The sequence below is a fragment of the Cytobacillus sp. FSL R5-0377 genome (assembly GCF_038004385.1).
Classification (GTDB): domain Bacteria; phylum Bacillota; class Bacilli; order Bacillales; family Cytobacillaceae; genus Cytobacillus.
Window position 1 is genome coordinate 1168235 of the sequence record NZ_JBBORA010000001.1, and the last position, 22122, is coordinate 1190356.

At 40.3% G+C, this 22122-nt stretch carries 19 protein-coding genes and 3 pseudogenes; 9 read left to right on the plus strand and 13 right to left on the minus strand.

From position 1 onward, the window contains the following. The 3 genes and pseudogenes from NSQ49_RS05825 to NSQ49_RS05835 form a co-directional block, all read right to left on the minus strand. A pseudogene (locus NSQ49_RS05825) lies at nt 1–1355 on the minus strand (IS1182 family transposase). Nucleotides 1356–1483: 128 nt separating this feature from the next. After that, nucleotides 1484–1793 (minus strand): annotated as a pseudogene (locus NSQ49_RS05830) (metal-sulfur cluster assembly factor). 71 nt (nt 1794–1864) lie between these two features. Then, nucleotides 1865–2632, minus strand: coding sequence for an alpha/beta fold hydrolase (locus NSQ49_RS05835; protein ID WP_341070540.1), 768 nt, complete (start codon nt 2630–2632; stop codon nt 1865–1867). Between the two features lie 279 nt (nt 2633–2911). On the opposite strand from NSQ49_RS05835, the pseudogene NSQ49_RS05840 reads away from it, so the two are divergent. The 3 genes and pseudogenes from NSQ49_RS05840 to NSQ49_RS05850 all read left to right on the plus strand — a co-directional run bounded on the left by NSQ49_RS05840 (nt 2912) and on the right by NSQ49_RS05850 (nt 4174). Beyond that, nucleotides 2912–3729 (plus strand): annotated as a pseudogene (locus NSQ49_RS05840) (Cof-type HAD-IIB family hydrolase). A gap of 125 nt (nt 3730–3854) precedes the next feature. Continuing rightward, nucleotides 3855–4007, plus strand: coding sequence for a hypothetical protein (locus NSQ49_RS05845; protein WP_201306552.1), 153 nt, complete (start codon nt 3855–3857; stop codon nt 4005–4007). 2 nt (nt 4008–4009) lie between these two features. Then, the gene (locus NSQ49_RS05850) at nt 4010–4174 is read left to right on the plus strand and encodes a DUF3813 domain-containing protein (RefSeq protein WP_341070542.1); all 165 of its coding nucleotides are present in this window, start codon (nt 4010–4012) and stop codon (nt 4172–4174) included. 59 nt (nt 4175–4233) lie between these two features. Here NSQ49_RS05850 and NSQ49_RS05855 read toward each other — a convergent pair whose 3' ends face one another. After that, nucleotides 4234–4983 carry a BsuPI-related putative proteinase inhibitor gene (locus tag NSQ49_RS05855; protein WP_159866220.1) on the minus strand — a complete coding sequence of 250 codons (750 nt, stop codon included), beginning with the start codon at nt 4981–4983 and terminating at the stop codon, nt 4234–4236. A gap of 19 nt (nt 4984–5002) precedes the next feature. Continuing rightward, complete coding sequence (locus NSQ49_RS05860) at nt 5003–5833, minus strand: YitT family protein (protein WP_159866217.1); 831 nt, start codon at nt 5831–5833, stop codon at nt 5003–5005. 125 nt (nt 5834–5958) lie between these two features. Between NSQ49_RS05860 and NSQ49_RS05865 the strand changes: the two genes are divergently transcribed. Then, nucleotides 5959–6813, plus strand: a complete 855-nt coding sequence (locus tag NSQ49_RS05865; protein ID WP_159866214.1) for a DegV family protein — start codon at nt 5959–5961, stop codon at nt 6811–6813. 109 nt (nt 6814–6922) lie between these two features. Then, on the plus strand, nt 6923–7054 hold the full coding sequence (locus NSQ49_RS05870; protein ID WP_009331260.1) for a DUF3941 domain-containing protein: 132 nt from the start codon (nt 6923–6925) through the stop codon (nt 7052–7054). A gap of 68 nt (nt 7055–7122) precedes the next feature. Here the strand turns inward: NSQ49_RS05870 and NSQ49_RS05875 are convergent, their stop codons facing one another. After that, nucleotides 7123–7986 (minus strand): CvfB family protein, encoded by an 864-nt coding sequence (locus NSQ49_RS05875; protein WP_251284015.1) that lies wholly within the window; start codon nt 7984–7986, stop codon nt 7123–7125. A gap of 157 nt (nt 7987–8143) precedes the next feature. Here NSQ49_RS05875 and NSQ49_RS05880 point away from each other — a divergent pair, with 157 nt between their 5' ends. Further along, nucleotides 8144–8635: a YajQ family cyclic di-GMP-binding protein gene (locus tag NSQ49_RS05880; RefSeq protein WP_159866208.1), complete on the plus strand. Its 492-nt coding sequence runs from the start codon at nt 8144–8146 to the stop codon at nt 8633–8635. A gap of 45 nt (nt 8636–8680) precedes the next feature. On the opposite strand, the gene NSQ49_RS05885 is transcribed toward NSQ49_RS05880, so the two are convergent. After that, complete coding sequence (locus NSQ49_RS05885) at nt 8681–9184, minus strand: GNAT family N-acetyltransferase (protein WP_159866205.1); 504 nt, start codon at nt 9182–9184, stop codon at nt 8681–8683. Nucleotides 9185–9303: 119 nt separating this feature from the next. On the opposite strand from NSQ49_RS05885, the gene NSQ49_RS05890 reads away from it, so the two are divergent. Beyond that, complete coding sequence (locus NSQ49_RS05890; protein ID WP_159866202.1) at nt 9304–10173, plus strand: SDR family oxidoreductase; 870 nt, start codon at nt 9304–9306, stop codon at nt 10171–10173. Between the two features lie 38 nt (nt 10174–10211). Here the strand turns inward: NSQ49_RS05890 and NSQ49_RS05895 are convergent, their stop codons facing one another. From NSQ49_RS05895 to NSQ49_RS05915, 5 genes are all read right to left on the minus strand, one after another. Beyond that, nucleotides 10212–11258, minus strand: coding sequence for a LacI family DNA-binding transcriptional regulator (locus tag NSQ49_RS05895; protein ID WP_159866199.1), 1047 nt, complete (start codon nt 11256–11258; stop codon nt 10212–10214). A 121-nt stretch (nt 11259–11379) separates the two neighbouring features. After that, the gene (locus tag NSQ49_RS05900; RefSeq protein WP_159866196.1) at nt 11380–12918 is read right to left on the minus strand and encodes an alpha-amylase family glycosyl hydrolase; all 1539 of its coding nucleotides are present in this window, start codon (nt 12916–12918) and stop codon (nt 11380–11382) included. An 88-nt stretch (nt 12919–13006) separates the two neighbouring features. Continuing rightward, a complete protein-coding gene (locus tag NSQ49_RS05905) occupies nt 13007–13849 on the minus strand; it encodes a sugar ABC transporter permease (protein ID WP_159866193.1) in 843 nt (280 codons plus the stop codon). Nucleotides 13850–13851: 2 nt separating this feature from the next. Beyond that, nucleotides 13852–15135, minus strand: a complete 1284-nt coding sequence (locus NSQ49_RS05910; RefSeq protein ID WP_159866190.1) for a carbohydrate ABC transporter permease — start codon at nt 15133–15135, stop codon at nt 13852–13854. A 254-nt stretch (nt 15136–15389) separates the two neighbouring features. Then, nucleotides 15390–16682 (minus strand): extracellular solute-binding protein, encoded by a 1293-nt coding sequence (locus NSQ49_RS05915; protein WP_159866187.1) that lies wholly within the window; start codon nt 16680–16682, stop codon nt 15390–15392. A 315-nt stretch (nt 16683–16997) separates the two neighbouring features. Between NSQ49_RS05915 and NSQ49_RS05920 the strand changes: the two genes are divergently transcribed. Beyond that, entirely contained in the window at nt 16998–18767 is a 1770-nt protein-coding gene (locus tag NSQ49_RS05920) for an alpha-glycosidase (RefSeq protein ID WP_159866184.1), read from the plus strand. A 79-nt stretch (nt 18768–18846) separates the two neighbouring features. Then, nucleotides 18847–20196, plus strand: coding sequence for an MATE family efflux transporter (locus NSQ49_RS05925; protein WP_159866181.1), 1350 nt, complete (start codon nt 18847–18849; stop codon nt 20194–20196). A 37-nt stretch (nt 20197–20233) separates the two neighbouring features. Here NSQ49_RS05925 and asnB read toward each other — a convergent pair whose 3' ends face one another. Beyond that, nucleotides 20234–22081, minus strand: a complete 1848-nt coding sequence (asnB, locus tag NSQ49_RS05930) for an asparagine synthase (glutamine-hydrolyzing) (protein WP_159866178.1) — start codon at nt 22079–22081, stop codon at nt 20234–20236. Between the last annotated feature and the right edge of the window lie 41 nt (nt 22082–22122).

Sequence of the window (22122 nt, forward strand, 5' to 3'; positions counted from 1 at the left end):
TTAAGCTGGACATGGTCCTCGCCATGTCCAATTTGCCAGTTTCTTAAGGTTCATAGCGGCGAAAGTAAGCATCGCCTGCATTGAAACTTTTTTAAGCCCTCTTAGGGTCGTCCAACGCATGCCATGCTTTTCTTTTGCATCCGCAAAGACACGTTCGATCGTTTCTTTGCGCTTTGCATATAACGTTTTATTCAGTTCGGTATGTCTCAGATGTTCCACTTCATCTATGTAACCCTGCCATAAATGCCGATGAATCATTTTAGTGTGATTTTGGCTTTGAGTACAACGTTCTAAAAGAGGGCATTCTTTACACTTTTGTGGATTTGAAGTGTACTGTTTGTAGCCATCTCTAGTCGTTGTGCGGTAAGGAAGGATTTGTCCTTCAGGACAAATATAGCAATCAAAATGTTCATCATATACGTAGTCGTACTTTTTAAGATATCCGTCTTTTGTTCTCGGACGAGTGTAGGGCATAACGGGTCTAATCTCTTGATCCATAAGGAATTTTGCTATGTGGGGTGTCTTATATCCAGCATCAACTGCGATAGATTCAGGCTTTCCAACTTTATCCCTGACTTGAGTGACGAGTTGGTCTAACATGCGACTATCATGAACATTTCCACCAGTGACAAGAGAACCTAAGATAAACCCACGAGAATCACATGCTGTATGAAATGAATAAGCAAATAATTTCTCCCGTTCATCTTTTACATAATAGCCACTTTCAGGATCTGTTGTACTGACCTTTATTTCTTTTGACTCTTCTTTATTCTGTGGGGGAAGGGCTTTTTTCCGTGTTCCTCACGGTCGATATTAATTTCTTCATCTAGCTGAGCTTGGTAACTTCTTGTTTCAACACGAGCTATTTTCTTCTCAAACTTCTTTTTATTCGCATTCGCTTTTACATGGGTAGAATCAATAAAAGCAACTGATGGGTCGACCAATCCCTTTGTCATGGCTTCTTTTAAGATACGATAGAAGATTTGTTCAAAAAGGTCCGTATTGTGAAAGCGTCGTGCGTAGTTTTTACCGAAGGTTGAAAAATGAGGAACTTTCTCTGTGAACCCATACCCAATAAACCAACGATAGGCTACGTTGGTCTCAATCTCTTTAATTGTTTGACGCATCGAGCGTATGCCAAATAGATATTGAATGAACACCATTTTAACAAGGACAACAGGGTCAATACTAGGTCTCCCATTGTCTAAGCTATACTTATCTTTTACTAGGTCATAAATGAATTCAAAATTAATAGCTTGTTCGATCTTTCTAACCAGGTGATCTTCAGGCACTAATTGGTCAAGAGCGACCATTTCTATTTGATTTCTTCCATCTTCTACGTGTTTTGATAACATTTGAATCCCCCACAAAAAATCTTTTCAATCTAATTATACAAAAAAAGCTTGTAGACGTGGTCTGCAAAGCAGACTTTGTCTACAAGCTGACAGCAGGAAATACTCCTGCTGTTTTATGCTTCAATCTCTTATCGAACACCAAGCGCAATTTTTGCATAGCGGGACATTTTATCCTTGGACCAAGGCGGGTTCCAGACAATGTTGACTTCAGTGTCTTTTACTTCAGGGATATCTGCCAGTGCTGACTTAACCTGTTCAACGATTGTGCCTGCCAATGGGCGACCCCATGGAAGTAAGTGTCATATCAATTATGGCTTTTCCTTCCTCTTCCATTTTCACATCATATACCAGGCCTAGGTTTACAATGTCTATCCCCAGCTCAGGGTCTACTACAAGCTCAAGTGCACCCATAATGCTGTCTTTTAAATCCTGATCCATATCTGCGGCACTCCTTCATTATTTACTATCTTTATCTTAACAAAAAATTAACTGAAATGAAAAAACGCAGTTTATAGATGTTCCTCAAACCACCTAACTGTTTCGAGCAGTCCTTCTCTGCTAACTTTATGCCCTGCCTGTTCATCTGTTATAAAGAGGAGGTTTTCAGGTGAATCATTATACATGGGCTGGATGGTCTCATAAAATTGGTATGTATAGGAATACGGCACTACCGGGTCCTTTTTGCCATGCCAGAACATAATCGGCCTTCCTCCAAGCTTTTCAGGCTGAAGGCTAAGATCACGCTCCCTGAGACTGCTCAGAAGATCTGCAAGTTCTTCATTTGTGAGAGGAACCCTAATATTATTTTTCTTCAGTTCGTCGAGCTGAAGCTGAGCAAACTTTTCATAATACGGCATCCCCATCAGGCTAACTGCAGTTTTAACCCATTCATACTGGGTCAAGGCGCCCAAAGTGACTATTCCACCCATGGAGGTACCCACAAGCCCTATTCTTTCCTGATCAATCAGGTCCCAATCCTTATAAACATTTTTGATTATATTCAATTCAGCAATTGTATTCAGAACAATATCCCATAGCTTGAAATTTAAATCGCCGCCAGATAACCCCTGAGATCTTTCCCCATGAAATAACGTGTCCGGAAGCACTACCCTAAACCCCTTTTCTGCAAGCAGATAGGCATAATGCAGATTATGTTCCTTGGCACTCGTAAAACCATGAACAAAAATGATAAAAGGCGACAGTTCCCCTTTTATTTCCTGTCTGGCGAGTTCAAGAACAGGAATTTCTCTGATAACCTTATGTTCAATAACAACCACAATTTTTCCTCCTAAACCTTTTGTACCAAAGTGAATTTTTTTACAAAATTATAATAATATTGATAACATATATGTATAAAATGATTTTGTAAAAGCTTAAGCTCCTGTCTTGATGTAAATTCTTTCTATATTTTCAGTTTAACATGTGGACTTTTCTTTTCCAAAACCTTTACACTTAAAAGAAAAGCGGGGCATACTTCATTATAAACAATGGGCTGGAGTCCGGTGACTGCGGCGCATTTTTATTAAAAATTCTTCGCGCGCTTAGAAGGAGATATTATGGTAGAAAAACATTTAATTGCATTGGACTTGGACGGCACATTATTAAAAGATGACAAAACCATCTCGGCTAAAACTAAAATGATTATTCAAAAGGCACGTGAACAAGGACATGAAGTGATGATTGCCACTGGAAGGCCATTTCGATCCAGTGAAATTTATTATCGCGAAATGGAATTGACTACGCCGATTGTCAATTTCAATGGTGCTTACATACATCATCCTAAAGACCATAATTGGGGTGTGTACCATACACCCCTGCAAATGAACGTAGCTAAAGAGATTGTCGAGGCAGTTAATAGCTATACGATTCATAATATCGTGGCAGAAGTTATTGATGATGTTTATTTGCACTATCATGATGAAAAACTACTCGACATCTTTGGTTTTGGCAATCCGAATATTACAACTGGTGATTTGCGCAATTACTTAAAAGATAATCCGACAAGCATGCTGATACATACTGATGAAGAGCATGTAAAGTCAATCAGAGATCATCTTTCCGAGGTTCATGCAGAAGTAATTGACCACCGCAGATGGGCGGCTCCCTGGCACGTCATTGAAATAGTGAAAACGGGGCTGAATAAAGCTGTCGGCCTAAAAAAGCGACTGATTACTTTCAAATTCCGCCAGAGCGCATCATTGCTTTTGGCGATGAAGACAATGACCTTGAAATGCTTGAATTTGCTGGGTACGGTATTGCCATGGGCAATGCTATTGACCAGGTGAAGAATATTGCCAGAGAAGTCACCTTAACCAATGAGGAAGATGGCATTGGCATTTATCTAAATGAATTATTAAACCTAAAAGCTCTATAAACAGTTCAATTAATAGGAATTAAATAGAAACAGGAAAATCCCCTTTTTAAATCCTTCCTCTAGAGCATACTAAAGATGAAGCGACCCAATTGCGGCTTCAAACTCTTTTCATGGAGGGGATTCGAATGGGTAAACGTAATAAATCAAAACGCTTCGTTCAACAGGGTAAAGATACTGTTAGTAAGCATGATGAGCGTATCCCGTACCACATGACCTATGCTGAGGCGGAAGCCCAAAAATTAGCTAATGTGAAAGAATCATCCCTCGGAGGAATATAGCGATGGGTAACAGATTATTTCAGGAAGCCAGAAAGTATGTGGAAATAGCTAAAAATTCTTCAGACGAAGAAACTGTTTCCCGCGCGAAAAATGCTTTAAGTTCCGCGTTTGCCAACTCCACAGCGGCTGAACAGGCACAGCTGAGTGAGATGCAAAGAGGAGCTTGAACAATATTCGCAGAATCGATAAAAGAAGCCGGCGACCATTGAGGTCGCCGGCTTCTTTTTTACCTTATTTCCAGAATAACAGGAAACGAATTCATGATATTTCCGGCCTTATCTTTTTCATATAAATGCAAAAGCACTGTACCACTTTCAGGCAGTTTATCAGGAGAAATGTTTACTTCTATATAAAAATTCTCCCAGTTATTTGACTGGGCTGATACTCCCTTTTCAGGCAGAAGTTCATTATGGCCATCCTCAACAGAATACCATACCTTTCCGCCTTTTGGACGTCCTTCAATTTCCACCGAATATAAGCCATTCTCTCCATTAGCCTTAACCTGTCGAAAGACTGGATTTTCTCCTGGGATATGAACAGCATCTTTTGATTCTGCTTTTTTCACCAGTTTCTTTCCATTTAAGTTTGATGCCAAAAGCCTGGCTTTTACGGTGTATTCCCCCTCATCCACTCTTTCGCCATTCTGCCGATAATCCCAATGCTCTTTCCAAACCCTGCTTTCATCCGGTTTGACATCAATGGTCTGAATAGCTTGTAAAAAGGCTTTACCTTCTGAGGAGGAATATACCTTTTCGCCTTTTTGATTGAATATTTCTACTTCGTAAAATTGGGAACTCATGAATTCAAAGCTCAGCGGATAATTGGCTGTATTCTTCAGAACTAATTCCATCTCCATTTTTTCCGTTCCTGCTTGAGGCATTACTTTGAAATCAAATGGCATTTCGTTTATAGAAGCTTCAAAATTTTGCAAAGGTATAGTAAAGAAAATCATAGCAGCAGCCAAAAGCTGAAGCATCCTTCATCCCTCCAATTTTTTAATCCCTCCGGAAGAAACCATATACACCGGCTGTTTGAACAATATTTGTAAAAGCATTCGGATCCACTTCTTTTATGATCCTTTCAAGGTCAAATAACTCGTATCGTGTGATGACAATCATCATCATTTCCTTATTTTCATTAGTAAAAGCGCCCTTTGCAGGGAAAGTTGTTATTCCTCTGACAAGTTTGTCATGGATCGCTTTTTTCATTTCCTCTGATTTTTTCGTAATTATCAGAGCTGTGAGTTTTTCATGTCTGGTGTGAATGGCATCAATAACCCTTGTAGAAGCATAAAGGGTTACAAGGGTATATAGTGCTTTTTCCCAGCCATATAAAAAACCAGCAGTTATAATAATAATGGCGTTAAGAGTGAAGAAATATGTACCGACAGGTTTGTCTTTCATTCGGGACAGGACCATCGCGATAATATCCATTCCTCCTGTAGAAGCCCCCCATTTAAGTGTAATCCCTACACCTACAGCTGCTATAACACCCCCAAAAACAGCATTAAGCAAAATATCCTTCGATACGTGAATGACAGGTATTACTTCGAGAAAAAAAGACATCAGGAATACGCTTAGGAAACTGTAAATCGTAAACGAACGGCCAACCTTTTTCCAGGCCAATATGGTTACTGGAATATTTAGAATGAACAGCAATATCCCTGTTGATCCGAAATTACCCAGAATGCTTGAAAGAAGCTGTGCCACTCCTGTAAAACCGCTTGCATATACATTAGCCGGTATGAGAAAAAAATTCATCGCGATTGCATTCAATAACGCGCCAATCAACACAATAAATACCTTCTTAGTCTCTAGCCAAACCATTTTTTACCCCCTGATCTTTTATCATTTCTTTACCCCAATAAGGTGCATTTTCAACACAATTCATTGTTTTTTCTCCTTGATTTCTATAAACTTAATTCATATAGTTTGAAAGCAGGTGAAAGATAATGTCAGTAAAAATTCTAGCTGACAGTGCGTGTGACTTGCCGCTTAGCTTTTATAAAGAACATGGCGTCACACTTTTTCCGTTACAGGTTCAACTGAATGATGGAGAATATGAAGATTTAATCACCATAGAACCTAAAGATGTTTATAGAGCTATACGTGAAGGCCAGATGCCTAAAACATCTCAGGTATCGCCTCTTCTTTTTGAGGAAACGTTCAATAAAATGGCAGCAAACAATGAGGACGGCATTTATATTGCTTTTTCCTCCGAACTTTCGGGTACATACCAGACAGCTATCATGATCCTTGAGCAAGTAAAAGAGAAACACCCCGATTTCCAATTAACCATTATCGATTCCAAGGCTGCTTCCTTAGGTTATGGATTAATTGTGAAGGCAGCTGCAGCTGCCTCGCAATCGGGCTCATCCAAGGAAGACATCCAGAAAATAATCGAATTTCACTGCCGGAACCTCGAGAGCTTATTTACTGTAAATGATCTTGAATACCTCGCTAAAGGCGGGCGCGTTTCAAAAGCCTCGGCATTTCTTGGCGGACTTTTGAATATTAAGCCTCTCTTAACAGTAGAAGATGGCAAACTTGTTCCAATTGAGAAACTGCGCGGCAAGAAAAAGCTGCTCCGCCGCATTATTGAACTGATGAAAGAAAACGGGTCCTCCTTTGAGAAGCAGACTGTCGGCATCAGCCATGCCGATGATGAAGAGACTGCTCTTGAAGTGCAAAAGCTGATACTGGACGAGCTTAATGCCAAAGAAGTCTATATTACCTCCATCGGCGCTGCAATCGGGGCACATACAGGCCCGGGATCAATTGCGATTTTCTATCATAAACAAATTTAAACCATAACGGCAGGATACATACTCCATTTCATTCTGACAGACAATATGACTGTACTTCAGTTATATTCCTGAAGGCTAAACCTATCAGTATGAAAGGAGTATTTTTATTATGCCGCATACTTCCGATAATGATAAGAAAGCGAAGGACAATAATGCGCTTCTCCACGAAAAAAATATGATGCGCGAGAAAAACCGCAAAGCCGGGAAAAACCAATATTCTAAAAAGACAGATCATCTTTAATAATAAAACGGACAAGCATTAGGCTTGTCCGTTTTTTTCACTAAAACACCCTATAATTTTTATTGCATTTAATCTTTCTTAAGATATGTCCAGCCCTCTTCCTGATAAACCCTTCCTTCCTTCATAAGCCGGCCCAACGCCCTTTTAAAAGAAGCTTTGCTTAACTGAAAACGCTCCTGGATATCTTCCGGGGCACTTTTATCGCCATATGGCATCGCACCGCTTCGGCTTTCAAGATAAGAAATGATTTTTTCGGAATCTTCATCAAGTGCTTCATGCTTTCTTGGAATTAGAGAAACATTTACTGTCCCATCTTCCTTCACATCAACTATGCGGCCTTCCACCTTTTCTCCAAGACGGGGCTCTCTTTTTCGCTGGGACTCATGGATAAAGCCTTTAAATCCCTCAGCTGTATAAATCCAGCTTCCAACTTTTGCGGTTCTATAAATATGTCCATGAATATTTTTATTAAAGTCACTTTTGGCTGCTTTAATTGAAATATCAGTAATGACAGGATCAGTAGCCAATTTCACATAAATTCGGTTATTCTTATTTACCCGGAGTGTAATGTATAATCTATCTCCCTCAATCGGCCACACATTTTCGTGTACAGGAAGATCCTCCTCACCGAGAAGCATGTCCTTCTGAATGCCAATATTGATAAATACACCGATGCCGGGCTTTACGTCACTTACCTCGGCCCATCCATATGTACCTGCCTGGACCTCAGGAATTACAGTTGTTGCTGCAATTCTCCCCTGTGAGTCCATATAAAGGAAAGCTTCAACCTCCTGCCCTTCCTCCAGCTTTTCTTCCGTCTCGTTCTGATGAAGAAGAACATCCTCCTCTCCATCAGTCAAAAAATAGCCAAAAGCCGCTTCCCTTGAAACGACCAGATTAACAGCACGTCCCAAATACTCTTCAATAGCCATCTATTTTCCTCCTTCTAAGCATTAAACAGCAAATATTCATTATATTAAATCCTTCCCAAAAAAGATCACATAACTCCTAAAGTTGTTTGAACTGCTATATTTTACTATAATAAGGACGAGAAGTGAAACTTAAATAGTAAACGCCAAGGAGGCTGTCATGTCTAAAGAAAGCTCATTTGATATTGTATCCAAAGTAGACTTTTCTGAAGTAACGAATGCCATTAATATTGCTATGAAGGAAATTTCCACCCGCTATGACTTTAAAGGCAGCAAAAGTGATATTAAGCTGGATAAAGAGGAGCTTGTGCTTCTTTCTGATGATGAATTTAAGCTGGAGCAGCTTAAGGATGTTTTATTGGGCAAATTAATCAAACGGGGCATTCCTGTAAAAAATCTTGATTACAGCAAGATTGAGGGAGCATCAGGTGGAACTGTCCGTCAAAGAGCAAAGCTTGTCCAGGGTATCGATAAAGAAAATGCCAAGAAGATTAATACTTTGATTAAAAACAGCGGATTAAAGGTGAAGAGCCAGGTTCAGGATGATCAGGTCCGGGTAACCGGCAAAAACCGCGATGACTTGCAGAAAATTATTGCTGCTGTTAAAGAGGCAGATTTAACTGTTGATGTTCAATTCGTTAACTATCGCTAAAAAAGCAAACGGAAAACTCCGTTTGCTTTTTTGTTTGTGCTGCTGCTATTTAACAAATCTATACATCAGTAATTCATCTGCGTAGGTCCCATCTTTTCTTTTTATATGCTTAATTTTACGGCCTTCCTCCTCAAATCCAAATCGCTTGTAAAGGCGGATGGCCCTCTCATTAAACGCAAACACCTCAAGACATATTTTTTCCAGGCCGGGTTCTCCTTCAGCCCATTGCAGGAATAGTTTCATCATTTTGCTCCCCAGTCCCTGATTGCAATGCCTTTTCTGTATTGAAATTCCGAAATACCCCAAATGGTTAACCTTTTTGCTTTTTGAACGTCTAAAGTTCAGCATCCCAACCACTTCCTGATCAATTTCCGCTATTAAGATCAGATCACCCGATTGAAGACTCTTTTCAATCCATATTTCCTCTTCTTGTATAGTCATCGTAAATTCTTCCGGCTCGGTCAATAAAAAATCACTTTCGCCAAAAGCTTGCCTGCAATGCTTTAAAATTGCCGCGGCGTCCTTTTTCTCAGCAAAGCGAATTTGCAATTTTCTTCCCCCGCTCTTTTTATATCCATTATAAAAATAAATTCAAATAATTTCCATGTTTTTTCACCATAATAAAATGGGAATGAAAAGAGTATTAATGATTTGGAGGGATTTTTTTAATGTCAGATTCTCATAACAATCCAACAGAATTTCCGCCCCAGCATCAGGATCATCAGCCCGGCACAGAGGCGCCAATGCAGCCTGAGCCGCAATCAGTCGATCCAAATTATAAGGGGTCTGATAAATTAAAAGGAAAAGTTGTTTTAATCACAGGCGGAGACAGCGGCATTGGGAAATCAGCCGCCATTTATTTTGCCAAAGAAGGAGCCAGCGTAGTAAATGTTTATTTAGATGAACATGAAGATGCGGAAAAAACAAAAGAGGCCATCCAGGCTGAAGGACAGGAATGCTTGCTGATTTCAGGAGATATCGGCAGCGAAACATTCTGTAAGGATATTGTCAGGAAAACCCTTGATAAGTTCGGTCAAATCGATGTACTGGTAAATAATGCAGCGGAGCAGCATCCGCAAAAAAGCCTGCTTGATATCACTGCTGAACAGCTTGAAAAAACATTCAGGACAAACATTTTCTCCTTCTTTCATCTAACTAAGGCAGTACTGCCTCATCTAAAAAGAGGAAGCTCTATTATCAACACAGCATCCATAACCGCTTATGAAGGAAACGAACAGCTTATCGACTACTCTTCAACCAAAGGTGCAATTGTGTCGTTTACTCGTTCATTAGCCAAATCTCTTGCTCCACAGGGAATTCGCGTAAATGGAGTGGCTCCCGGTCCTATCTGGACACCGCTTATTCCATCCACATTCACTGCAGATAAGGTATCAAAATTTGGATCCAATACTCCAATTGGCAGAGCAGGACAGCCTTATGAACTGGCTCCTGCCTATGTATATCTTGCCAGTGATGATTCATCTTATGTTAGCGGCCAGATGATCCATATCAATGGCGGAACAATTGTAAATGGATAAACAAATTGAAAGGGAAGCCTGCTGCAGGCTTCCCTTTTTTATGATACAATCTCCGGCTCTTCAGGCAAAGGACTGCTGCATGAAGAACGTTTTACAAGTTTGTGTGGAATAATAATCCGCTTTACAGGCTCACGCGGGTTTTCAATTCTGTAAATGAGGCTTCTGGCAGATTCAAATCCCAGATCGAATATATTGATATCGACAGAAGTCAGCGGCGGCCTGGACATTTCAGCTAACAGCACATTATTAAAGCTGATGATAGACATATCTTCAGGAACTCTGATTCCCAATTCATCCAATGTATTCAGGACACCCAATGCCATCAAGTCATCCGCAACTACAAGTGCAGTTGGAGGTTTTTCAAGGGATATGAGGCCCCTGACAGCCTCCTGTCCCCCTTCTTTAAGAAATTCCTCATGAACAATATATTCATTGACCAGTTCAATTGAAGCATCCCTTAATGCCTTTTCATAGCCAAGAAGCCGTTCTACTGTAACGGTTAAATTTAAATTTCCTCCGACAAATGCAATTTGCTTATGCCCAAGCTTAATCAAATATTCCGTTACTTCTTTGGCTGCACGGAAATTATTATTATCTACGTAAGTAATTTCCTCTTCATCTGAAAAAGGCTTGCCTATAACCACAAACGGGAAATCTCTTTCCTTTAAAAAGGCAAGCACTTTGTCCTCCACTTTTGAATAAAGCAAAATAACTCCATCCACCCGTCCGCCCTGTACCATCTGGATCACACCTTCATAGATTTCATCATCCGTTTTTCCGGTTGTCATATGAAGGGCATAATGCCTTTCATGTGCTCCCTCGCTCAGACCTCTAAGGACAGTTGGAAAAAATGGGTTTTGAAATACAACATCCGTGGAGCTGGGCATTATCAGTCCAATTGCGCGAGTTGACTGGCTTGCAAGACTGCGGGCAATAAAATTCGGATGGTATCCTAATTGTTCCATTGCCTCTCTGACTTTTTGCTTGGTTTTCTCGCTGATGCGAGGATTGTTGGCAATAACCCTTGAAACAGTAGAAGGTGCAACTTTTGCCATCTTTGCAACATCTTTAATTGTGACTGCCAATAAAATCACCCTCTCCTTGAGGTCTCTGTTATTTATATTATAATCCATACAGGTTTGATTTTCTTTCCAATTTTAAACAGTCACCAGAATTAGGAAGAAGGGGAGGTTTACTAAGAATAAGTTACTCGGATTTCTTCTTTTTTGACCGCTTCCATAAAAGATAGATAAAAATCATAAAAGCTGTATAAACTGCTGCAAGAGCTCCAATCAGCGGAATGTTCAAACCTGATTTTTCTTCCAGAACATATACCTCAGCTTCTTCCCGATCAATGATTAACTCATATTTATCGTCTTTGCTGCGGATAAGATCATCAGAAATCATGCCGCGAAGTTCTCCTCCGGCTTCCAATTGATTGGAGTCAAGTACCGCTTTCTGTGACTTTGTTGAATTATTAATGGCAATCACTGTTGTTTCATCTTTGAATGTCCGTTTATAAACAGCAAAACCGTCTTTTTCCTCCAGCAGTTCCATGTCGCCTCTAGTTAAAGATGGCAGCAATTGCCTAACTTCCCCAAGTTTTGCGATATAGTCTATTAATTCTTTGTCTGTACGGAAATCCATTTGCCTGCGATTGTCAGGATCCTCTCCGCCATCCATTGCTATTTCACTTCCATAATAGACAATTGGAATTCCAGGTGAGGTATACATGTATGTTAATGCAAGCTTCCATCTTGGACCCGGATGATGATTTTTTGAGATAGCATCACGGGTGAATCTGACAGTATCGTGATTATCCATGAAACTTCCCATCAGATAAGGATTTTCATAAATTGCTTTATTTCGGTCCCAGTTTGTAAAAAGCCAGCTTAACGGTTTGTCAGGTTCTGCAAAAGCTGTTCTTAGATGATCATTTAAAGGATAATCAACAAAGCCGTCTATCCCTGTTTTTTCGTATTGGGCGATATAATTGGGATCTTCCGACCATACTTCCCCAAGCAAATAAAAGTCTTCTTTGACTGACTTTACACTTTGGGCGAATTCGCTCCAGAAAGACTTTGGTACATGTTTAACAGTATCAAGGCGATATCCGTCGATATCTGTTTCTTCGATCCACCACTTAGCTGCATCAATTAAATATTTTTCCACATCAGGATTTTCCTGATTTAAATCAGGAAGCCCATAGATCCAGCCATTTTCAATTTCAGCCTGATTCGACCAGTTTACATTATCCTTTTTTTCATGGAACCACTCTTTTTTTTCAGAATCATTGATCCAATCGTGATTGTAGCCTACATGATTAACAACGAAGTCCAATATCACTTTCATATCTCTTTTGTGGGCTTCCCTGACTAACTGCTTGAACTCATCCATTGTGCCAAAATGTTCTTCAGTATTGTAAAAATCTTTGATCCAGTAACCGTGATAGCCCTTCTCTTCATTATCGAAAACCGGAGTCAGCCAAATAGCCGTAAACCCCATTTCCTTAATATAATCAAGGCGTTCTGTAATGCCCTTGAAATCTCCGCCATGATAAGCCTTTGGGTCCTTAACATCAACTTTAAAGTCATTGTTTGGATCTCCATTGCTAAATCGGTCAACCATTAAAAAATAAATTGATTCATCTTGCCATTTACGCTCTTCTTTTTCAGCTGCTCCTGCCGGCAGGGCATAAAAAAGAAGAAACGGGATTAAGATGAAGGTTATGATTCCTTTTTTCATCGCCGCTCCTCCTTCATTTTTCAAGCCGCTCCGAGGCTCCAATCAGCTCAGAGCCACAAGCGGCCAGTAAAGTTTCAGCCCTTTAAGATTAGCCTTTTGTTCCCCCTGCCGTCAAACCTGATACAAAGTATTTTTGGAACATAAGGAAAAGTGCAGCAATCGGTATCGCTATTAAAACCGAGCCAGCTGCAAACTTTGTAAATTCATTTCCAAATTGCTTGGCAACCATTTCATACAGTCCTACTGCCATTGTGAACTTTTCATCTGTTCTTAATAAAATTCTGGCAAGAATGAAGTCTCCAAAAGGAGCAATGAATGAAAATAGCGCAACAACTGCAACAATTGGTTTGGCAAGCGGCATAACAATTTGCCAGAAAACACGCAGATGGCTTGCACCATCCATTTTCGCAGATTCATCAAGTTCTTTCGGAATCGTATCGAGATAGCCTTTCATCAGCCATGTATTCATGGGAATCTGACCGCCTACATACACAAGAATCAACCCTAGATGTGTATCAATTAGGCCAGTTCTCGTCGCTAATACAAAAATGGCGATCAGTGCTGCAAAGTTAGGTATCATCTGCAGTATCAGGAACGTTAACAGTCCATTTTTCCTTCCGATAAATCGGTACCTTGAAAACGAATAGGCAGTCAATGATACTGTAATAACCGTAAGAATCATTGTCAGCGTGCTGATTTTCAATGAATTCCAGTACCATTTAACATAATTGGACTTCTCCAAATCAAATAGGTATTTGTAATGAGCCAATGTCGGATTTTCGGGAAACATTGAAGATCCCGACAAGCTCTGGCCCGGATTTAATGAAGATCCTACTACCCACAAAAGCGGATAAATAACAATAAAGCTCATTAAGGCAATGATTAAATATGAAAGAGTCAGCCGGATCGTTTTATTTTTCTTCATGCTCATATCTACATCAAATCCTCTTCTTGGAATGATTTTGTTCTTCTAAACTGCCATAGTGCTACAGTGATGACAATAAGTGACAGAATCATGGTAACTGCAGCTGCTTTGCCATATTGGGCAGAAGTCATAGTCAGTTTATAAATCCAGGATATTAGAATATCCGAACCCCCGGCATTTTGGCCCGGAATAGCCGGTCCGCCGCCATTGAACAAGAAGATAACATTAAAGTTATTAAAGTTGAACGTATACTGAGTAATGATAATTGGTGCCGTTGCAAATAAAACCAAAGGAAGCGTAATCTTTGTAAATTTCTGCAAAATTGTTGCACCATCAACTGTTGCAGCTTCATAAAGCTCATCCGGAATAGACTGCAGCACACCTGTTGTCATAGCAAAAATGAAGGGGAATCCAAGCCAGGATTGGATGAAAATTAACGCTAAACGTGTCCAATTTTCCTCAGTCATCCACGGAATAGCACCGATTCCAAATGCATCCAGGATCGTTTTATTAATTACACCGAAAGTTTCATTGAACATGCCGGAGAAAATCAGGATTGATATAAATGCAGGCACCGCCCACGGAAGAATGAAGATTGTCCGGATAATGGCTTTCCCTTTAAGATCCTTTTGGTTTACGAGAATTGCCAGGAAGATACCAAGGGCTACCTGCAAAGTGGTAGCAACGAAAGTCCAGACAATTGTCCAGCCCAGTACTCCAAAGAATGTTTTTCTCCACAAATCAAGTTTGAAGATATCGATAAAGTTCTGAATGCCAACCCAATCTACCAGTTTTGCTGGCGGAGAATGATATAAATCATAGTTAGTAAATGCAAGAAGGACTACGAATAAGATCGGAAAAATTACAACGAAAACCAAAAGAAAAAATCCCGGCGATATCATTAAGTATGGAAAACCATTATCAAGGAGATTGTGATACTGCTCTCTGACACTGTTTAATTCCATTCCCAAATCACGTTTTTTCCCGTTATTATAAGCATCATATATATTGAAGACATAAATAATAAGCCCCAATGCGGTTATAATCAATGCAATAATTCCGTCGATCAAAAGAAAAATCGAATGGTCAAGTACTGGAATTTCACCTAGCGTAAAAAGTCCCCAGAATCCCCAATTCAGTGTGTCAAAGAATGATGCAAAAAATGCAACGGTAAGAATTAAAAAGATGGCACCTTTTAAGAACTGTTTATTATAAAACTGTCCAAATCCAGGCAGAATGGATAATAGAGCAGCATTTCTTCCATGATTGGATGACGTTTTTTTTGTGTCCATACGGCTGTTGCCTCCCCTTTCTTATAGGAGAAATTATTTTCTATTATTATAAATCATTTATAAATATATTAGCGATTGTTTTTGTGCAAACGGTTGCTCTTAAACGGAACATGAAAGCGGCTTTCTGCCGGTTCTGACTGAAGATACGCGAATAAGCTGAGAACTATCTCATTCACTCACCTTCTTTTTGTTACCTTTACATAAAAGTATGGGCAATACCCCCGGGGAGGTACCGCCCTTTTGTCTGTCAAGCTTTACTTGGCAGGGTGATTTGTTTCAATATTTGTCTTGATCGTTTTAACTGCATCATCAAGCGCTGCTTTTGGCTCAGCTTTACCTGTAGCAATAGTTTGAAGTGCAGAAGCCATTGGCCCCCATACTTCTGCCATTTCAGGAATGTTTGGCATTGGAACAGCATATTGGGATTGCTCAGCAACAGCTTTTGCAGCTTCATTGTCTGCGATTACAGGATCTTCAATAAGAGATTTTACAGGAGGGATTTCCTGAGTTTTCTCGAAACGGATTTTTGCATTCTCTTCGTTTGTAATATGTTCAACTAACTTTGTTGCCCAGTAAGGATTTTTAGTGAATGCAGTTACATTCCATCCCTTAACACCCATGAATGTCTTAACAGGCTCTCCGTTTGAAAGCTTAGGCATAACAGAAACACCAACATCGATTCCTGCATCCTTCATGCCTTGAAGTGCCCATGGGCCATTCATTACAGAAGCAGCTTTGCCTTCATTGAATAGGCCATCCATTGCAGCTCCTCCGCTTTCCCCGATGATTCCTTTAGGGAATAAGCCTTCGCTGTACCATTTTTTAATGAACTCAGCACCTTCAACAGCGCCTTCGTTATTTAAACCTACATCTTCACGGTCTAATGCCCCATCCTTTTCATTGAAAACATATCCGCCCATGCCAGCGATAGGTCCGTGTGCGAAATAGAAGTTATCGAATAATGCAAGGAACCCATACTGTCCGCCAGTCGTTAATTCTTTAGCCTGAGTATAAAGCTCATCCATTGTTTCAGGAGCTTTTTCCATTAATGCTTTATTATAGATGAAAACTGGTGTTTCAGTAGCTTTTGGAAGACCATAAAGCTTTCCGTCATACATTTGAGCACTGATGGACGATTCTGTGAAAGTATCAAGAACGCTGTCATCAACTTTAATTTCCTGAAGGAGACCTTCAGTTACAACCTGTCCTATTTGGTCATGAGGCAGTGTCACAACGTCAGGTGCATTTCCTGCAGGTCCATCCAGTCTTAATTGGTCACGGATTTTATCAGCCATGCCCAATTCTTTAAATTCAACTTTAATTCCATATTCTTTTTCAAAAGACTCAATAGCAGGCTTTAATGCTATGCCTTTATCAGTGTCTTCCCAAACTACTAATTTTTCAGGTTTCGGTTCTTCAGCCTGGTTGTCACCTGTGCCGTTATCTTTATCTGTATTTTCCGGCTGTGCCTCACGCTGAGGACCGCAAGCTGCCAGCATTCCGATTACTAATACCAGCATCATTAAGAAAGATAGTGACTTTTTCATGGTATTGCCCCCTTTAAATAGATCTGCTGCTTAATATAAATAGTACAACCGTTTGCACAAAATTATAAACGCTTTAATCTATTTCTAAAAAAATCAGCGTTCACTAAAACTATCAATCAATGGAACCTCTTAATGAAAACGATTGCACAATTTCTAATTTTTATTATACAATTTTTTTGGGCTTTTACAACTACTTTTTCTAAATTATTTTTGTTTGAAAAAACTTAAAAACAAAACCCCGGCATTTAAACTATACATTTATTCTCCATTCCTATGGTATAATGCAAGCGATTGCACTTTGAAAGGGGATTTTTAATGGAAAAGGCAGCCATCATACACTATCCTGCTGATCATTTTGTTTATCCTATCAGCAGGGAAACCTTACATATTAGACTGCAAACAAAGAAGGATGATATTTCCGAAGTCACATTACTGCACGGTGATCAGTATTTATGGTCGGATGGTAAATGGCAGTATGAAAAAACAAATATGAAGAAATCTGGTTCAGATGGCATTCATGATTATTGGCATGCCTATATTAACCCTGCATTTCGAAGATCCAGATACGGTTTTCACTTAAAATCCGGTGAAGATGAATTATTTTTGACTGAAAAAGGTTTTTACGAGGAGGCTCCAGCTGATTCAGGTTATTATTTCAACTTTCCATACCTGCATCCTGAAGAAGTATTTCAAGCCCCCTCTTGGGTGAAGGAAACGGTCTGGTATCAGATATTCCCGGAAAGATTTGCTAACGGAAATCCCGATAACGATCCTAAGGGTGTGCTTCCCTGGGGCAGTGAAGAGCCTTCTCAGGATAATTTTTTTGGCGGAGATTTTGAGGGTGTTATTGAGCATCTGGATTATCTGCAGAACCTCGGCATTACCGGAATCTATTTCACACCAGTTTTTAAGGCCTTTTCCAACCATAAATATGATACAATAGACTATCTGGAAATTGATCCCCAATTTGGTTCAAAGGAAACCTTAAAAAGACTGGTTAAGGAATGCCATAACCGGGACATTAAAGTCATGCTCGATGCCGTTTTCAACCATAGCGGATACTATTTCCCACCATTTCAGGATGTGCTTGAAAAGGGAGAAGATTCACTATACAAGGATTGGTTTCATCCTCATAGTTTCCCTCTAAAAGGCGGGGATTATCCTAATTATGAAACCTTCGCTTTTGTAGAGCAGATGCCAAAACTGAATACAAAAAATCCAGAGGTAAAAAAGTATTTGCTTAATGTGGCCAAATACTGGATTGAAGAGTTTGATATCGACGGATGGCGGCTGGATGTGGCCAATGAAGTTGATCATCATTTCTGGCGTGAGTTCAGGCAGACTGTAAAAGACATTAAACCAGATCTCTATATACTCGGCGAAATCTGGCACAATTCGATGCCATGGCTTCGCGGAGACCAATTTGATGCTGTCATGAATTATCCTTTTACAACTAACCTGCTGAATTTAATTGCAAAGAAATCCATTACCGCTGCTGATTTTTCCAATAATATGACCGCTGAAATCCACAGCTATCCGGCTAATGTCTATGAAGCTGCTTTCAATCTGGTCGGCAGCCATGATACACCGAGAATCTTAACGGAATGTGAAGAGAATAAAGACAGAGTTAAACTAATATACACACTTTTATTCACCTTTATGGGTTCACCATGCCTATATTATGGGGATGAAATTGGACTAAATGGTGCTATGGATCCCGGCTGCAGAAAATGCATGGAGTGGGATGAGGAGAAACAGGACCTTGAATTGTTTTCTCATATTCAAAAGCTTATTAAGCTGCGAAAAGAAGAAAATCTGCTGGCAAATGAAGGCCAGTTTGAATTTATTCAAACTGATTCCAATATTGTTGCCTACCGAAAATACGATGATAAAAAAACAATCATTGTTATCGCCAACCCTGCGGATGAAAGTGCTGAATTTGCTTTGCCTTATTCACTCAAGGGTATAAAGGTAACCAATATACTTACAAAAGAAGAGTTTGCAGCAGAAGCAGAAAACCTTAAAGTTCAGCTTGATGGCTGGGGATTTGCTATTCTTTCCTTCCCAGCCGGCTTCAATAGATAGGAACCCTGATTGAAATAAGGAAAAGTTCTTAAGTGCCTCCTATTTATATAAAAATCTTTTACAAACAGGGAGGATAACCATGACTAAGAACCAGAAAAAAATGACATTATTTGCACTAACCTGGCCGATTTTTATTGAAATACTGCTCCACATGCTTATGGGGAATGCTGACACCCTTATGCTCTCTCAATATTCGGATGAATCCGTGGCTGCTGTCGGTGTGTCCAATCAGATCCTTTCTCTCGTAATCGTCATGTTTGGATTTGTTGCAACTGGTACGGCTATTCTTATTGCCCAGAATCTTGGCGCAAAAAAAAATAAAACGGCTGCTGAAATTTCGATTGTCTCCCTGGGAGCAAACCTTGTATTTGGGGTGTTACTCAGTATCCTGCTATTCGCAACAGGCAAACCGCTGCTCCTCATGATGGATTTGCCTGAGGAGCTATTAAGCCAGGCAAACTCTTACTTAGTCATTGTTGGCGGCTTTTCCTTTGTCCAGGCATTAATTATGACAATAGGAGCCATCATCAGAAGTTACGGATTTACAAGAGATGTTATGTACATTACGATCGGCATGAACATTTTAAATGTTATTGGAAATTACTTATTTATTTTTGGCCCATTCGGCTTTCCGGTTTTGGGCGTAGAAGGAGTGGCCATCTCTACTGCCGTAAGCAGATTAATAGGATTGGCTGCTACTGTCGCCGTCCTGCTTAAAAGAACGGAAAAAGCACTTCCGTTCCGATTACTTTTCCGCTTTCCAAAGGAACATATTAAAAATCTCCTTAAAATCGGGATTCCATCAGCAGGAGAACATTTATCCTATAATGGATCGCAAATGGTGATTACTATATTTATCGCTGCTCTGGGAACAGAGGCTTTAACTGCAAAAGTGTATACCCAGAATATCATGATGTTCATATTCCTTTTCAGTGTCGCCATCAGCCAGGGCACACAAATCCTGATAGGACATATGGTAGGCGGAAAAGATTACGAGGCAGCTTATAAAAGATGTATGAAAAGCCTGCGCCTTGCCATCTTGATTTCATTCGGGACTGCGGTTCTTTTCTCCCTGTTCTCAGAAAAATTAATGGGCATATTCACTTCTAATCCAGATATCATAAAGGTTGGCAGTGTTCTAATTCTCCTGACCATTCTCCTGGAGCCGGGCAGATCTTTCAATTTAGTCGTCATTAACTCCCTGCGTGCAGCCGGCGATGTAAAATTTCCAGTTTATATGGGCATCCTGTCCATGTGGGGCGTAAGTGTTACCCTATCCTATGTTCTGGGAATTTATTTTGGTCTTGGCCTTGCCGGCATTTGGATCGCTTTTATTGCCGATGAATGGCTTAGAGGATTGCTCATGTTATGGCGATGGAGATCCAGAGTCTGGGTGAGTAAGTCGTTCGTGTCTTCAAAAGCAGTTTAAAATCTGAAAAGCGGCAGTTACAGCTGCCGCTTCTTTTTTACTCTGCTATATTTATATTATAATCCTTAAACCACACATGAATCTGTGCAAGATGTGCTAACAGCTGAGGACCAGTCATGAGCTGCCCAAACCATGGTTCCCGGAATGAGTCACCTCCCGACTCTATAATATCCCTCAGCTGGCCGCTGTCAAAAAATTCATACAGTACGGATGACCGGTCCTCCAGGTATCCGGTTAGCATCTTCTGGACTGCAGCTGTATATTCTGGATTATGCGTTTTGGGATAAGGGCTTTTCTTTCTGTATAACACTTCATTCGGAAGTATGCCTTCAAGTGCTTTTCGAAGGATTCCTTTTTCACGGTTTCCATGCATCTTGATCTCCCACGGAATATTCCACACATACTCAACAAGCCGATGGTCAGCAAAAGGCACCCGTACTTCAAGGCTGGCCCCCATACTCATTCTGTCTTTACGATCCAATAAGGTCGTCATAAAGTAAATCATATTGATATAGAAAAGCTCTCTCCTGCTTGCGTCCTCCCTGCTCTCCCCGTCTAATGCAGGAGTTTCGGAGATTGCCTGATGATATTTTTCCATTGCATACTCCTGAAGCTTCAGTTTCTTCCTCCACTTTTCTTTCAAAAGGTCCTGCCTGGCTTGGATTGACCTCATCCAAGGGAATCCCTTCCTCTTTAAGTCATCCTCTCTATGAAACCATGGATAGCCGCCAAATATTTCATCCGCACATTCTCCTGATAGACTTACAACAAAATCCTTTTTGATTTCCCGGCAAAACCATAACAGGGAAGAATCGACATCAGCCATGCCCGGAAGATCTCTAACATGCACTGATTCGATTAAATCCTCTGCCAGCTGCTTTTGGGTGATGATACAGCTATTATGTTTTGTATTAAAGGTCTGGGACATTTTCTTGATAAATATGCCATCTGAGTTAGGCTGAAACTCATTCGCCTTGAAAAATTCATCATTTCCTTCGTAATCTATCGAATATGTGGTCAGTTGGCCCTTACCTTCTTTTTCGTACGCTTTGGCAGCAATTGCTGTAATCGCACTTGAATCCACGCCGCCGGAAAGGAAAGTACATAACGGGACATCCGAAACCAGCTGCCTTGTCACAGCATCCGTAAATAGTTCTCTGACCCGCTCAGCAGTCTCTTCAACATTTTCCTTATGATGATCGCTTTTCACATTCCAATAACGCCATACCTTAAGACCATTTCTCGAAAAGGTCAGCGCATGAGCAGGTCTTAATTCATCAATGCCTCTGAAAACCCCTGAGCCAGGAGATCGTGATGGCCCGAGCCCAAAGACTTCAGCCAATCCTTCCCTGTCCACTTCTGCCTTAACATCCGGATGGGACAAGATAGCCTTCAATTCAGAACCAAATAAAATACCCTGTTTCGTTTCTTTATAAAATAAAGGCTTTACCCCTAAACGATCCCTTCCAATGAATACCTGCTCTTTCTTTTTATCCCAAACAGCGAAGGCATAGATGCCATTCAGAAATTGCAGGCAATTTTCTCCCCATTCTATATAAGAAGTAAGCAAAACCTCAGTGTCAGAATGCCCCTCAAACGAATATCCTTTTATAAGGAGTTCTTTACGGAGATCTTCCGTATTATAAAGCTCTCCATTATAGCAAATCGTATAGCGGTTTTGATGTTTTTCCCTAGTCATTGGCTGTTTTCCGCCTGCCGGGTCTACAACGATTAACCTTTTATGGCCAAAACCAGCATGCACATCAGTCCATATATTTGTTTCATCGGGTCCCCGCTTTGACAGCGTATCCGCCATTTTGCCAATTGCAGCGGATTCTTTTCTCAAATCCTTTTGGAAATCAATCCAGCCTGTAATTCCACACATTTTACATCATCCTTTCAAAGCGGATTCGCATGGGCGCATTT